General features: G+C 66.8%; 15 protein-coding genes. 9 read left to right on the top strand and 6 right to left on the bottom strand.

Translation table 11 applies throughout. The features are described 5' to 3' along the window. Positions 1-38 precede the first annotated feature (38 nt). From ACVPT3_RS17535 to ACVPT3_RS17525, 3 genes are all read right to left on the bottom strand, one after another. A complete protein-coding gene (locus ACVPT3_RS17535; protein WP_492042107.1) occupies positions 39-665 on the bottom strand; it encodes a DUF6655 family protein in 627 nt (208 codons plus the stop codon). Continuing rightward, entirely contained in the window at positions 665-1,105 is a 441-nt protein-coding gene (locus ACVPT3_RS17530) for a VOC family protein (RefSeq protein WP_492042106.1), read from the bottom strand. The genes ACVPT3_RS17535 and ACVPT3_RS17530 overlap by 1 nt, the downstream gene beginning before the upstream one ends. An 87-nt stretch (positions 1,106-1,192) precedes the next feature. Next, positions 1,193-1,432, bottom strand: coding sequence for a zinc-finger domain-containing protein (locus ACVPT3_RS17525; protein ID WP_492042105.1), 240 nt, complete (start codon positions 1,430-1,432; stop codon positions 1,193-1,195). Positions 1,433-1,539: 107 nt separating this feature from the next. On the opposite strand from ACVPT3_RS17525, the gene ACVPT3_RS17520 reads away from it, so the two are divergent. Beyond that, the gene (locus tag ACVPT3_RS17520; RefSeq protein WP_492042104.1) at positions 1,540-2,514 is read left to right on the top strand and encodes an ABC transporter ATP-binding protein; all 975 of its coding nucleotides are present in this window, start codon (positions 1,540-1,542) and stop codon (positions 2,512-2,514) included. 18 nt (positions 2,515-2,532) lie between these two features. Here ACVPT3_RS17520 and ACVPT3_RS17515 read toward each other — a convergent pair whose 3' ends face one another. From ACVPT3_RS17515 to ACVPT3_RS17505, 3 genes are all read right to left on the bottom strand, one after another. After that, positions 2,533-3,414, bottom strand: coding sequence for an alpha/beta fold hydrolase (locus ACVPT3_RS17515; protein WP_492042103.1), 882 nt, complete (start codon positions 3,412-3,414; stop codon positions 2,533-2,535). A gap of 62 nt (positions 3,415-3,476) precedes the next feature. After that, positions 3,477-3,986 carry a D-glycero-alpha-D-manno-heptose-1,7-bisphosphate 7-phosphatase gene (locus tag ACVPT3_RS17510; RefSeq protein ID WP_492042102.1) on the bottom strand — a complete coding sequence of 170 codons (510 nt, stop codon included), beginning with the start codon at positions 3,984-3,986 and terminating at the stop codon, positions 3,477-3,479. After that, positions 3,983-5,065 carry an AGE family epimerase/isomerase gene (locus tag ACVPT3_RS17505; RefSeq protein ID WP_492042101.1) on the bottom strand — a complete coding sequence of 361 codons (1,083 nt, stop codon included), beginning with the start codon at positions 5,063-5,065 and terminating at the stop codon, positions 3,983-3,985. Before ACVPT3_RS17505 ends, ACVPT3_RS17510 begins: the two co-directional genes overlap by 4 nt. 187 nt (positions 5,066-5,252) lie before the next feature. Between ACVPT3_RS17505 and ACVPT3_RS17500 the strand changes: the two genes are divergently transcribed. From ACVPT3_RS17500 to pnp, 8 genes are all read left to right on the top strand, one after another. Continuing rightward, positions 5,253-6,410 carry a DegT/DnrJ/EryC1/StrS family aminotransferase gene (locus ACVPT3_RS17500; RefSeq protein ID WP_492042100.1) on the top strand — a complete coding sequence of 386 codons (1,158 nt, stop codon included), beginning with the start codon at positions 5,253-5,255 and terminating at the stop codon, positions 6,408-6,410. A gap of 5 nt (positions 6,411-6,415) precedes the next feature. Beyond that, positions 6,416-7,348 carry a Gfo/Idh/MocA family protein gene (locus ACVPT3_RS17495; protein WP_492042099.1) on the top strand — a complete coding sequence of 311 codons (933 nt, stop codon included), beginning with the start codon at positions 6,416-6,418 and terminating at the stop codon, positions 7,346-7,348. Positions 7,349-7,395: 47 nt separating this feature from the next. Beyond that, positions 7,396-7,920, top strand: a complete 525-nt coding sequence (locus tag ACVPT3_RS17490; protein WP_492042098.1) for a hypothetical protein — start codon at positions 7,396-7,398, stop codon at positions 7,918-7,920. An 83-nt stretch (positions 7,921-8,003) separates the two neighbouring features. Further along, positions 8,004-8,681: a DUF2459 domain-containing protein gene (locus ACVPT3_RS17485; protein ID WP_492042097.1), complete on the top strand. Its 678-nt coding sequence runs from the start codon at positions 8,004-8,006 to the stop codon at positions 8,679-8,681. Between the two features lie 65 nt (positions 8,682-8,746). Further along, positions 8,747-9,202 carry a 30S ribosome-binding factor RbfA gene (gene rbfA, locus ACVPT3_RS17480; protein WP_492042096.1) on the top strand — a complete coding sequence of 152 codons (456 nt, stop codon included), beginning with the start codon at positions 8,747-8,749 and terminating at the stop codon, positions 9,200-9,202. A 121-nt stretch (positions 9,203-9,323) separates the two neighbouring features. Beyond that, positions 9,324-10,256, top strand: a complete 933-nt coding sequence (truB, locus tag ACVPT3_RS17475; protein WP_492042095.1) for a tRNA pseudouridine(55) synthase TruB — start codon at positions 9,324-9,326, stop codon at positions 10,254-10,256. A 72-nt stretch (positions 10,257-10,328) separates the two neighbouring features. Continuing rightward, a complete protein-coding gene (gene rpsO, locus ACVPT3_RS17470; RefSeq protein ID WP_492026835.1) occupies positions 10,329-10,598 on the top strand; it encodes a 30S ribosomal protein S15 in 270 nt (89 codons plus the stop codon). A gap of 245 nt (positions 10,599-10,843) precedes the next feature. Further along, on the top strand, positions 10,844-13,081 hold the full coding sequence (gene pnp / locus ACVPT3_RS17465; protein WP_492042094.1) for a polyribonucleotide nucleotidyltransferase: 2,238 nt from the start codon (positions 10,844-10,846) through the stop codon (positions 13,079-13,081). Positions 13,082-13,134 lie beyond the last annotated feature (53 nt).

Raw genomic sequence — 13,134 nt, 5'->3', positions numbered from 1 at the left:
GGCCGGAACATAGGCGGCCTGAGCCGCCACGTCAGCCGTCAGAATTCGGTCCAGCTCGATCCCGGGTCGCGTTGACCGGGCTGGGCCTGCTGCTGGCCCCAGGCGACGATCATCAGAACCTTGTGGCTGCGAATTCGGTACTGGCCAATCATCGGCAGCACCGCTCCAAGGGGCGCGCCGGTCTTGGCCTCATAGAGGAAGCCCGAAAACTCGGCGACGCCGACCCGGTCGCGATTGCTGTAAACCGACAGTTCCGGGAGCGAGACCACGTTCAGGGTCTCGTTGATCGGAATCCGCATTTCCGGACTGCCGAACACTCGGCGCGTCTGCTCCAGCGACAGGGCCCCCGCGCGAATTTCGAAAACGGCGTCGGAGTCTTCCTTGTTGCGGGCCAGCCGGTAGCCGGCGTCGGACAAGGCGGCGCGGATCGCGCTGATGGCGTAGCGCGTCCCTTCGCCTTGGAAATAGGATTCATCGACGAAGATGGAGGCGGCCGTCGGCAAGGGCAGGGACAGGCCTTCGACCGCCTTGTCAGAGGCGCGGGCCAGCAACAGCTGTTCGGTGGCGGTGCGGCCGGTGTTGCTTTCGGTGGTGGAGGCGCAGGCCGTCGCCAGCAGGCTCGCCACCAGGACCGCCGCAACGCGCGGCACGGCGTGACGACGCATCACCAGGTTCCGGTGTTGGGCATGGAGGCCCAGGGTTCGGCCGGCGCCAGCGCCGGACCCTCCTGCAGCAGCTCGATCGAGATGCCGTCCGGCGAGCGCACGAAAGCCATATTGCCGTCGCGCGGGGGCCGATTGATCACCACTCCGCCGTCCATCAGCGTCTGGCAGGCGGCGTAGATGTCGTCGACCTTATAGGCCAGATGACCGAAATTACGGCCGCCCTGATAGGTTTCCGGGTCCCAGTTGTAGGTCAGCTCGACCTCGGGGCAGCGTTCCGCAGTCGACTGTTCCAGATTCTTGGGCGCGGTGAGGAAGACCAGGGTGAAACGACCGGCCTCGTTTTCCACGCGGCGGACCTCCTGCAGACCCAGCAGGTCGCAATAGAAGTGCAGGGAGGCGTCGAGGTCCTGAACCCGGACCATGGTGTGCAGATAGCGCAAGTTTGTCAGTCTCCGTCCGGGGAGTGGCGGCTCAGCGCCATTTATAGCCGCCCGACGTCCAAACCGCGACCGGGCTTGGCCGCAGGCTCAGTGGGCCTCGGGCGCGCGGGCTGCGGGGCTCAGATACTCGCTCTCGTCGTGCGGATGGGCCGACAGGACGAAACGACGGTCGCAATAACCGCACTCGATGAAGTCGTCCTCGCCCATGTCCATATAGACGAGCGGATGGCCCAGGGCTCCGCCGCCGCCGTCGCAGGCGACGCGTTTGGTCAAGACAATGACCTCTTCGGGCGGAGGAATGATCGCGTCGGGATGGCGGGGCGGCATTGTTCAACTCGTGGACTTGGCGAGGAGGCGTCGGGCGCATACCTATGCGGCCCGTCCTGCGGCGTCAAACCTCCGCCGGACCCCGATGTCTCGACCAAAGCGCCCCCATGACCGATGCGACCACCCTGCCCGACAACGCCATCGAGGTGCGGGGGCTGAAGAAGACTTACGCCGGCTCCAAGAAAGCTGCTCCCAAGACCGCCTTGCGCGGGGTCGATCTGGTCATCCGGCGCGGGTCCGTCTTCGGACTTCTCGGTCCCAACGGCGCTGGAAAATCGACCCTGATCAACATCTTGGCCGGGGTAGTCAAGAAGTCGGAAGGCACGGTGACCATCTGGGGCCGCGACATCGACAAGGAGCCGCGCGACGCCGCGGCCGCCCTGGGCGTGGTGCCCCAGGAGATCGTCGCTGATGTCTTCTTCACGCCGCGCGAGTCGCTGGAGGTCCAGGCGGGCTTCTATGGCGTGCCGAAGAATGAGCGCCGCTCGGACGAGCTGCTGGCGGCTCTGGGCCTGTCGGACAAGGCCAACGCCTATGTCCGCGCCCTCTCCGGCGGAATGAAACGCCGCCTGATGGTGGCCAAGGCCCTGGTCCACAATCCGCCGATCCTGATCCTGGACGAGCCGACGGCGGGGGTGGACGTCGAACTGCGCCGCCAGCTGTGGGCCTATGTCCGCCAGATCAACGCCGAGGGCGTGACCATCGTCCTGACCACCCACTATCTGGAAGAGGCGCAGGAGCTCTGCGACACCATCGCCATCGTCAACCGCGGCGAGGTGGTGGCCTGCGAGCCGACGCCGCAACTGCTGCGCCGACTGGACAGCCGTAATGTGGTGGTCACGCCGGAGACGCCGCTGGAGACAGCCCCAACCCTGCCGGGCTTCGTCGTCTCCTCCCGTCCCAACGGCGCTTTCGCGGTCGCCTACCGGAAGGGGCAGTCGTCGGTGGAACAGGTCATCGCTGCGGTCCGCAAGGCCGGCGTCACCATCGCCGACATCACCACCGAAGACCCGGATCTCGAGGACGTCTTCCTGGCCTTGACCTATGGAGACACGTCCAAGGTCGATCCCACCAAGGACTGATTTCGCCAGGGTCGGACGTCAATCCACCTCCGCCAGGAATTCGAAGATCGCCGCCTTGGCCTCGGGCTCGTCCAGCATCGGGGCGTGTCCGACCCCGGGAACCTCGACATAGGTCATGGACGGAGCGGCCTTTTTCATCTTTTCCGCGATGGCGGCGCTCAGCAGGTCGGACAAAGCCCCGCGCACCAGCAGCGTCGGCTTCTTGCGCGCAAGGCGGCGGAAGAAGGGCCACAGGTTCGGGACAAGGGCCTTGGCGCCGGCCGCGCGGATCGGAACCGAGATGTCGGGGTCGTAGTCGAGGCCGACCTCGCCGTCCGGCTGCTGACGGAAGATGCGACGGGCGAAGGCGTCCCAGTCGGCGTCCGAATAATGGGGAAAGGCGACCGCATTGATGCGCCGGGCGTAGGCGGCCGCATCGGACCAGGATTCGATCTCGACCGGCTGACCGCTGTAGGCGGCGATGCGCGCCAGGCCCTCGGGCGCCACCTCGGGGCCGATGTCGTTCAGTATGGCGGCGACCACCGCCCTGGGCTTCAGCGCCATCAGGGTCATGGTGATCAGTCCTCCCATCGAGGTGCCGAGGAAGATCGCATGGTCGACGCCCGCCTGATCCATCAAGGCCAGGACATCGCGGGCATAGACTTCGGGCGTATAGGTCATCGGGTCGGGGGCGCGATCCGACAGACCGCGGCCCCGCACGTCGACAGCCAGGACCCGACGGCCGCTCTGGGCCAGGAACGGAGCGATGACGTCGAAGTCGGCGCTGTTGCGGGTCAGGCCGTGAATGGCGACAACCGGCGCGCGGGCGAACCCGGCGCCCGGCGCATAGTCCCGGGCGAACAGATCAAGCCCGTCCGGCGATTTCCACCGACGTTCGACGTAGGGGGCGACGAGAGCCACGGCGATGTCCTCCAAATGAAGAGATGTCAGCCTAATTCACCGCGCAAGGAAATGCGATGGCGTCAGGCGCCGATCAGTTCCCGGACGAACACGTCCAGATCACCGCCCTCGAACAGAAACCCCGACACCCCGGCCCGTTTCGCCGCCTCGATGTCGGTCGGCTGGTCCCCGATCATGAAGGATCTGGCCGGGTCAATGTGGTGTTCGGCGATGGCCCTCAGCAACATGCCGGGATTGGGCTTGCGATCGGGATGGTCCGGATGGCGGTAGCGTTCGTCCTGCGCCTCGGCGTGGAAGGGACAGGCATAGACCGGGCCGATCACCGCCCCGTCCTGGGCAAGCCGCTTCACCAGAAGGGCGTTGAAGGCGTGCATCTGGTCTTCGCTGAACAGGCCCCGCGCCACGCCCGACTGGTTGGTGACGATGACCGTCAGATAGCCGAGCCGGTTCAACCGCCGCACCGCAGCGGCTGCGCCGCGGACCAGCGTCAGATGTTCGGGCAAATGCGGATAGCCGGAGTCCTCGATCAGGACGCCGTCACGGTCCAGAAAGACGGCGGGTAGTCCGGTCATCGGTGTCTCAACAGTTCGGAAAAGGCGGTCATCAGGTGGTAGAGACTGGAGGCTGGCGCGGCCTTGTCCTGCGACGCTCCGGTCGCGTCGTAGCTGTCGATCCACAGGCCGGGGATCGGCGTGGCCAGATGGGTGGTGAAGACCTTGTCGATCAGATCGGCCACGCCCGGGTCCCCGAACATCAGGGCCGTGCGGATCGCCTCGGTCTGGGCCCAAAGGCGACGCCCGGCGTCGAGCGGCGCGCCCGCGACGTCCATCTCGCGGATCATGGCCCCGTTTTTCAATCCCTGAGCAATGGCGCGGCGGTGCAGATCCTCGGCGGCGTCGACTGTCTCGAAACCGGCGATCTGCGCCTGGCGCAGAAGCCAGGCCCATTCCTCGAAATGGCCGGGTTCGACGATATGTCCCGTCGTCGGATCAGGCGTCCAGTCGGCGGTGAAATATTCATGGATCGCCCCGTCGATCAGAAAACGACTCCGGCACAGGTCCAGCGCCGTCCGCGCCGCCGCTTCGAAGGCCGGATGGGGGGCGATCGCCTGCCAGGCCAGCATCGCCTCCAGCAGGTGCATGTGTGGATTCTGGCGACGGGGCAGGCGCGCCGGGACGGCCTCCGCCCAGCCTCCGTGAGGCGCGGCCATCAGACGATCGATCGCCGCCAGGGTCTCCAGCGCCAGAGGGCGGGCCCGATCGTCACCAAGGGTCCGGTGCGCGGCCGCCAGGGCGAAAAGCACGAAGGCCAGGTCGTAGAGATCCGGCGTGTCGTCCAGCACGTCTCCGGCGTCGTCGGTCGCGGCGACCCACAGGCCGTCATCGCGACGGCAGGTCGCGATCATCCGATCCAGCGCGGCCTGGGCCACGGCGCGGCCGCCCCCCCAACCCAGGCGGGCAGCCTCGCAAAACACATAGATCTGACGCGCCTGGACGCGGGTGCGTCGGCGGAGGCCGGTCACTGGCCGGGCGTCAAAATCGAGCTGTTCATAGAACCGCCCGTTCGCATCGACGCCGCGTTCCGCCCACAGCGGCAGGGCGTAGTCTAACAGCCAGGTCGAGACCTTGGTCTTGGCGTCGTCGAGGATCATGTCGTCGGCTTAGGGCGCATCCCGCCCGGCGCCAAGAGGAGGCTTCTGGAGTGGTAGACCGTTGCAAAGGGCAACGCGAAGTGACACCGCTCCGTTTGGTCCTCTCGCCCGATCTTGCTAGAGGGCGGCCCTATTCGCGGTCTGACCCATCGGACCGCCGCCCCCGATTCGCCGTGGAGAGCGCCCCATGATCCCCTTCATCGACCTTCAGGCCCAGCGCCTTCGTCTCGCCGGCAAGATCGAGGCCGCTGTTCAGGAGGCCGTCGTCGGCGGCGCCTGGGTGATGGGGCCCCAGGTCCGCCAGTTCGAGGCCGACCTCGCCGCCTTCGGTCAGGCCAAGCACGCCCTGGGCTGCGCCAACGGCACGGACGCCCTGGCCCTGCCGTTGATGGCCTGGGGGATCGGGCGCGGCGACGCGGTCTTCGTGCCCAGCTTCACCTTCGCCGCCACCGCCGAGGTCGTGCCCTGGTTCGACGCCGAGCCGGTCTTCGTCGATGTGGACGCCGACACCTACAATATGGACCCCGCCGCGCTGGAGCGCGCCATTGAAGGCATCAAGGCCGAGGGCCGCCTGACCCCGCGCGTGGTCATCGCCGTGGACCTGTTCGGCCAGCCGGCCGACTATCCGGCCATCAAGGCCATCTGCGACAAGCACGGCCTGAAGCTGATCGCGGATTCGGCCCAGGGCTTCGGCTGCACCATCGGCGGCGAACATCCGCTGAAATGGGCCGACATCACCACCACCAGCTTCTTCCCGGCCAAACCCCTCGGTTGCTACGGCGACGGCGGGGCGGTGCTGACCAATGACGACGAACTGGCCCAGCTGATCGATTCCGTCCGCGTGCACGGCAAGGCCGTGGCGGTGGACCTGAAGGACCGCGTCTTCGATCACGACCCCAAATATCTGAACATGCGGATCGGCCTGAACAGCCGTCTGGACACGATCCAGGCGGCCGTGCTGATCGAGAAGCTGAAGGTCTTCGGCCAGGAGATCGAGTGGCGCAACCGGATCGCCGCCCGCTACAATGAAGGCCTGCGCCCTCACGTGGCCAAGGTTCCCGACGTCCCGGCGGGCAATATCTCCAACTGGGCGCAATATACGGTCGAACACCCGGACCGCGACGGCCTGATCGCCCATCTGAAGGCCCATGACGTGCCGACCGCCGTCTATTATCCGATCCCGCTGCACCTGCAGCCGGCCTATGAGCATTTCCCGCGCGGGGCCGGAGGCTTGCCGGTCACCGAGCGTCTGATGGACGTGGTCTTCAGCCTGCCCATGCACGCCGACCTGGACGAGGCGACCCAGGACAAGATCATCGCCGCCGTCGCCAGCTACAAGGGATAAGCCTGATGCCGAACACCCCCGTCCTCAAGTTCGGCGTCGCCGGCGTCGGCGTCATGGGCCGCAACCATGCGCGCGTCGCCTCGGAAATGCGCGAGTTCGACCTGACCACCGTCTTCGACCCCGACACGGTCGTCGCCGACGGGGTCGCCGCCGCCTATGAGACGGCCCCGGTCACGACGGCCCAGGCCTTTATCGACGCCGGGCTGGACGCCGCGGTCGTGGCGACGCCCAACCGCTTCCACGCCGACATCGGCGTCGCCCTGCTGGAAAAGGGCGTCCACGTCCTGGTCGAAAAGCCGATCGCCGCCAACGTGGCCGACGCTCAGCGGATGATCGACGCCGCCAAGGCCAATGACCGCGTCCTGATGGTCGGCCAGGTCGAGCGGTTCAATCCGGCGGTCGAGACGGTCAAGCGCGCCGTCGCCGACGACGAGATCATCTCCATCCAGGTCACCCGCGTCGGCCCCTTCCCGCCGCGCATGGGCGATGTGGGCGTGGTCATCGACCTGGCGGTCCACGATATCGACATCATCCGCCACCTGACCGGCTCGGAGATCGTCGAGGTCCAGCCGCAACTGGCCCGCACCCGCGCCGAACGCGAGGACACGGCCCTGCTGCAGTTCCGGCTGGACAACGGCGTGATCGCCCACATCACCACCAACTGGGTCACCCCCTACAAGACCCGCACCCTGCAGGTCGCAACCAAGACCAAGTTCATCGTGGCCGACCTGATCACCCGCCAGGTCACCGAATATTTCGGCCAGCAGCCCGACGGCTCCTACTCCACCCGGATGCTGAACTCCTGGCCAGCCGAACCGCTGAGGAAGGAGCTGGAGGCCTTCGCCCGCGCCATTCACACCGGCGAGACCCCGGCGGTGACGGGGGAAGACGGTCTGCGAAACCTCGAGGTCGCCCTGCGCTGCCTGGGGGAACACTGATCGGGGCGAGGCCTAAAGTCGCCGCAATGGCCGGGAAAGGAAGAGACATGCGCTCGTCCCTCGCCCCGCTTCTCGTCGTCTCTGGCCTCGTCGCCTTGCTGACCGTGTCGGCGGCCGCGCCCGCGCACGCCGACACCCGATATTTCTCCTACAACGCCACAGACCGGATCACCCAGGCCCTGACCAAGGGGATCACCCTCCAGGTCCGCCGCGGCCTGTTCGGGGCGATCAGCGTCGAGCGGCTGTTCTCGACCACCGCGCGCGGCTCGGCCGATTTCGCGCGCGGGGGGCCGGACGCGGCGCGGCGGGCTCTGCCGCAAGGCGCCAACGAGACCGACCTCTACGCCATCGAACAGACCGGCGACGGACGCGGACTGGCCCGCGCGCTCTGCCCCGGCGCGGACGAGGTCTGGCTTGTGATGAGCCGCATCCGCGCGCCCAGACCCCTGACGATGCAGGCGGTGGGTCGCTGGAGCGACGGCGCCTATCGCCACTGCGTCACCCTGAGCTACGAGTGGCGCGGCGAATGGCAGACTGCGCCGGTGTCGCCGTTCGCGGACACGGATTCCTAGATCCAGCCTCGCCGTCTGGCCCTTTCAACTGTCACGCTTGGTCGTTTATCCTCTCGGCTGGAGAGGCGTTCGGAGAGACGGCGATGCGATGGGCCCTGCCCCTGGCGGTTGTGATCGGCGTAGTCGCCGCCCTGCTGACCTGGACCCGGCCGGGCGCGCCTGTCCCGCCAGACGCCGACCCACCGGTCGCAGTCTATCTGCTCGACAACGGCTTCCACACCGACCTGGCTATACCCCGCGCGGCTCTCGAAGCGCGCGGGGGGCCGTTGGGACAGGCCGTTGCGACCCTGGCGTCGGGCGACTGGATCCTGATCGGCTGGGGCGACGCGACCTTCTACGTCGATCAAAGCCCGATCTCGGACCGCCTGCCCGACGGCGCGCGCGCCTTCTTCCGACCGGGCAATCCGTCCGTCCTGATGCTGGACCCGGAGCGCCAGGATCCCCGCGAAGGATACGTCGCCGACCGCCGCGTAAGCCTTAGCCTGACGCCCGTCGCCTTCGACCGCATGGCGGGGCGGATCGAGGATTCGCTGGACCTGTCGAGCGGCGCCCCGCGTGTCGCCGCCGCCCGCCCCGGCGATGACGCCCGCTTCTTCGCCGGCCGAGAAACCTTCTCAATCCTGCACCTTTGCAACCACTGGACAGCCGGGGTGCTGAACGCCGGCGGCGTCACGATCCGTCCCGCCCGGTCGGTCTTCTCAGCCGAAGTGATGCGGTCCGTCAGAGCGGCGGAACTGGACAGGGCGGCTCCACGCGCCTAGACCGCCCGACTTTCGCTTATCCGGCCGGGTCCGAGCCCCGGCGGGCGAACAAGAAGGAGCGGCCGATGGCCCACAAACAGCATACCCGCAACTCCTCCGGCCCGGCCGGTCCCAGCCAACGTCAGCTGCGCGCCGGCGAACTGATCCGTCACGCCCTGGTCGACATCCTGCGCGAGGAGGACATCCACGACGAGGCCCTGGTCGGGGTCTCCGTCACCGTGACCGAGGTTCGCCTGTCGCCGGACCTGAAACACGCCACCTGTTTCGTCGAACCCCTGGGCGCCGGCGTCGAGGCCGCCCCGACCACGGGCCATGAGAGCGAGATCATCAAGGCGCTGAACGTCCACGCCAAATTCCTGCGCGGCCAGCTGGGCCGCCGGCTGGACATGAAGTTCACCCCCGACCTGCGCTTCCGCCACGACGAAAGCTTCGACGCCGCCAGCCATATCGACCGCCTGTTCGAAGACCCCCGCGTCCGCGCCGACCTGGAACGCCGCGACGACGAAGAGGGCGACGCTTAATGGCTCGGCCTCAAGTAGCGCTTAGCGCGATAGGCCCAGCGTCCCGGCCTCAAGTAGCCCGAAGCGCGGTAGGCCCAGCGTCCCGGCCTCAAGTAGCGCTTAGCGCGACAGGCCCAGCATAATGGCCCGCAAGAAGAAGGGCGACGTCGTTGACGGCTGGGTCTGCCTGGACAAGCCGTTCGAGATGGGCTCGACCGAGGCGGTCAGCCGCATCCGCCGCCTGTTCAACGCCCAGAAGGCCGGTCACGCCGGGACGCTGGATCCGTTGGCCAGCGGCATCCTGCCCATTGCGCTCGGCGAGGCGACCAAGACCGTGCCGATGATGATGGAGGCGCAGAAGGTCTATCGCTTCACCATCAACTGGGGCGTCTCCACCGACAGCGTGGACCGCGAAGGCGAGATCATCGGCCGGTCCGACGTTCGCCCCCCGGTCGAGGCGGTGAAGGCCGCCCTGCCCGCCTTCATCGGCGAGATCGACCAGACGCCGCCCCGCTTCTCGGCCATCAAGGTGGACGGCGCCCGCGCCTATGACCTGGCGCGAGACGGGGTGGAGTTCGAGCTTCAGGCGCGCCGCGTCACCATTCATTCGGCCGAGGTCACGGACGCGCCGGACGCCGACCATGTCGAACTGACCATCCGCACCGGCAAGGGCGTCTATGTCCGGTCGCTGGCGCGCGATCTGGCGGCCGTCCTGGGCGCCGAGGGGCATGTTTCGGCCCTGCGGCGCGAGCGGGTGGGACCGTTTCATACCGAAAACGCCGTGACGCTGGATTTTCTCGAGGATTTGGTGCATAGGGGCGCCGCCTCGGAAGGCTTGCTTCCCGTTGCGACCGCCCTGGACGACATCCCGGAGCTGGCCGTGACGGATCAGGACGCCTTCTCGCTTCGGCAGGGACGCCCGATCGTTCTGCTCCCCCGTCAGGTGGAAACCCTCAAGACCCGTCTGTCGGACGGTTCGCGAACGGTTTCAGCCTTTCAGGGCCAGACCCTCGTCGCACTCTGTCAGTTGCGGGCCGGCCGGTTAGAACCCGACCGCGTTTTCAATCTTTCCTGATCGCCTGATCAGGGGACTCCAACCCGGCCTCAAGTAGCGCGAAAGCGCGGTAGGCCACCAAGGGAGACTACGATGTCGGTTACTGCTGAACGCAAGCACGAGATCATCGCCGATAACGCCCGCACCGCTGGCGACACCGGCTCGGCCGAGGTTCAGGTCGCGATCCTGTCGGAACGCATCTCCAACCTGACCGAACACTTCAAGACCCACAAGAAGGACAACCACTCGCGTCGTGGCCTTCTGAAGATGGTGTCGCAACGTCGCCGTCTGCTGGACCACCTGGTCAAGGTCGACGCCGCTCGCTACCAGGCGCTCATCACCAAGCTGGGCCTGCGCCGCTAAGGCGCCGGATCAGTGTAGAATACGCTTTCGAGGCGCGGGCGGTCACGTCCGCGCCTCGTTGTGCGACTAGAGACGACCTGTGCGCCGCAGGACTTACGGCGCAGTTGCGAGGGCCATGCCGGTCCTCTCCCGGTCGACCGCGATGGCGCGGCGACCTCTGGATCGAAGGACTGAACGCCGACGCATCCGCCCCCAATGATGGGACCCCGCACGGAATACGCCGTCCGGGATACGAAAGACGAAATATGTTCGATATCAAACGCAAGACGATCGAGTGGGCCGGACGCCCGCTGACCTTGGAAACGGGCCGCATCGCCCGCCAGGCCGACGGCGCCGTGCTGGCGACCTACGGCGAGACCGTGGTTCTGGCCACCGTCGTCTATGGCCGTTCGCCCAAGCCCGGTCTGGATTTCTTCCCCCTGACCGTCAACTACCAGGAAAAGACCTTCGCCGCCGGCAAGATCCCGGGCGGCTATTTCAAGCGTGAAGGCCGTCCGTCGGAGAAGGAAACCCTGGTTTCCCGCCTGATCGACCGTCCGATCCGCCCGCTGTTCGTCAAGGGCTTCAAGAACGAGACCCAGGTCGTCATCACCGTGCTGCAGCACGACATGGAAAACGATCCGGACGTGCTGGGCATGGTCGCCGCCTCGGCCGCCCTGACCATCTCGGGCGTGCCCTTCATGGGCCCCATCGGCGCCGCGCGCGTCGGCCTGATCGACGGCGAACTGGTTCTGAACCCGACGGTCGACCAGATCCCGGCCTCTGACCTGGACCTGGTGGTCGCCGGTACGCAAGACGCCCTGATGATGGTCGAATCCGAAGCCAAGGAGCTGTCGGAAGAGAAGATGCTCGAGGCGCTGATGTTCGCCCACGCCGGCATGCAGCCGGTGATCGACGCCATCATCGATCTGGCCGAACACGCCGCCAAGGAGCCCTTCGACTTCCAGGCCGAAGACCACTCCGACGTCGTCACCTCGATCAAGAAGCTGGTCGGCGAGGACATCAAGTCCGCCTACACCCACCCCGGCAAATATGACCGTCGTTCGGGCGTCGATGCGGCCAAGAAGACCGCCGCCGCCGCCCTGGTGAAAACCGACGAGAACCCCGAGGGCGTCGACAGCTCCAAGTTCGCGGCCGCCTTCAAGGAATGCGAAGCCGACGTCCTGCGTCGCGACATTATCGAGAACGCCCACCGCGTCGACGGCCGCGCCCTGGACAAGGTCCGCGCCATCGTGTCGGAAGTCGGCGTCCTGCCGCGCACCCACGGTTCGGCCCTGTTCACGCGCGGGGAAACCCAGGCCCTGGTCGTCGCCACGCTCGGCACCGGCGAGGACGAGCAATACATCGACAGCCTGCAGGGCACCTATAAGGAAAGCTTCCTGCTGCACTACAACTTCCCCCCCTATTCGGTGGGTGAAGCAGGCCGCATGGGTTCGCCCGGCCGTCGCGAAATCGGTCACGGCAAGCTGGCCTGGCGCGCGATCCGTCCGATGCTGCCGTCGAAGGAAGACTTCCCCTACACCATCCGCCTGGTCTCCGAGATCACCGAGTCGAACGGCTCGTCCTCGATGGCCACGGTCTGCGGTTCGTCGCTGGCCCTGATGGACGCCGGCGTGCCGCTGATCCGTCCGGTCTCGGGCATCGCCATGGGCCTGATCCTGGAGCCGTCGGGCGAGTTCGCCATCCTGTCGGACATCCTGGGTGACGAAGATCACCTGGGCGACATGGACTTCAAGGTCGCCGGCACTTCGGAAGGCATCACCAGCCTTCAGATGGACATCAAGGTCGCCGGCATCACCAAGGAGATCATGAAGCAGGCCCTGACCCAGGCCTCGGCCGGTCGCCTCCACATCCTGGACGAGATGTCCAAGGCCATGGACGCGCCGCGCGCCGAACTGGGCGAGCATGCGCCGAAGATCGAAACCATCAAGATCGCGGTCGACAAGATCCGTGAAGTGATCGGTTCGGGCGGCAAGGTCATCCGCGAGATCGTCGAAAAGACCGGCGCCAAGATCGACATCGGCGACGACGGCACCATCAAGGTCGCCGCCAACGACCAGGAAAAGATCGACGCCGCCAAGGCCTGGATCCAGTCCATCGCCTCGGAACCGGAAGTCGGAACCATCTATTCCGGCAAGGTCGTCAAGGTCGTCGATTTCGGCGCCTTCGTGAACTTCTTCGGCGCCAAGGACGGCCTGGTCCACGTGTCCCAGATCGCTCTGGAACGCGTCGCCAACCCGGCCGACGTCCTGTCGGAAGGCCAAGAGGTCAAGGTCAAGTTCCTGGGCTTCGACGATCGCGGCAAGACCAAGCTGTCGATGAAGGTCGTCGATCAAACCACGGGTGAAGACCTGACCGACAAGATCAACGCCGAACGCGCCGGGCGCGGCGAAGAGCCCCTGTCGGACGACACCGGCGGCCGTCCGAAGCGCGAAGGCGGCGGTGATCGCGGTGGCGATCGCGGTCGTCGTCGTCGCGACTAAGCCCTAGGCTCGTCCGAAAACAGAAAGGCCCCGCCGGCGACGGCGGGGCCTTT

It is taken from the genome of Brevundimonas sp. FV1ps31S, from assembly GCF_058681265.1.
This window is presented reverse-complemented; position numbering and strand designations above follow the sequence as displayed.

Bases quoted from the DNA above. Each gene is read 5' to 3' on its own strand.
- ACVPT3_RS17535 (WP_492042107.1), bottom strand. From the start codon at position 665: ATGCGTCGTCACGCCGTGCCGCGCGTTGCGGCGGTCCTGGTGGCGAGC.
- ACVPT3_RS17525 (WP_492042105.1), bottom strand. From the start codon at position 1,432: ATGCCGCCCCGCCATCCCGACGCGATCATTCCTCCGCCCGAAGAGGTC.
- ACVPT3_RS17520 (WP_492042104.1), top strand. From the start codon at position 1,540: ATGACCGATGCGACCACCCTGCCCGACAACGCCATCGAGGTGCGGGGG.
- ACVPT3_RS17510 (WP_492042102.1), bottom strand. From the start codon at position 3,986: ATGACCGGACTACCCGCCGTCTTTCTGGACCGTGACGGCGTCCTGATC.
- ACVPT3_RS17505 (WP_492042101.1), bottom strand. From the start codon at position 5,065: ATGATCCTCGACGACGCCAAGACCAAGGTCTCGACCTGGCTGTTAGAC.
- ACVPT3_RS17500 (WP_492042100.1), top strand. From the start codon at position 5,253: ATGATCCCCTTCATCGACCTTCAGGCCCAGCGCCTTCGTCTCGCCGGC.
- ACVPT3_RS17495 (WP_492042099.1), top strand. From the start codon at position 6,416: ATGCCGAACACCCCCGTCCTCAAGTTCGGCGTCGCCGGCGTCGGCGTC.
- ACVPT3_RS17490 (WP_492042098.1), top strand. From the start codon at position 7,396: ATGCGCTCGTCCCTCGCCCCGCTTCTCGTCGTCTCTGGCCTCGTCGCC.
- ACVPT3_RS17485 (WP_492042097.1), top strand. From the start codon at position 8,004: ATGCGATGGGCCCTGCCCCTGGCGGTTGTGATCGGCGTAGTCGCCGCC.
- rbfA (WP_492042096.1), top strand. From the start codon at position 8,747: ATGGCCCACAAACAGCATACCCGCAACTCCTCCGGCCCGGCCGGTCCC.
- truB (WP_492042095.1), top strand. From the start codon at position 9,324: ATGGCCCGCAAGAAGAAGGGCGACGTCGTTGACGGCTGGGTCTGCCTG.
- rpsO (WP_492026835.1), top strand. From the start codon at position 10,329: ATGTCGGTTACTGCTGAACGCAAGCACGAGATCATCGCCGATAACGCC.
- pnp (WP_492042094.1), top strand. From the start codon at position 10,844: ATGTTCGATATCAAACGCAAGACGATCGAGTGGGCCGGACGCCCGCTG.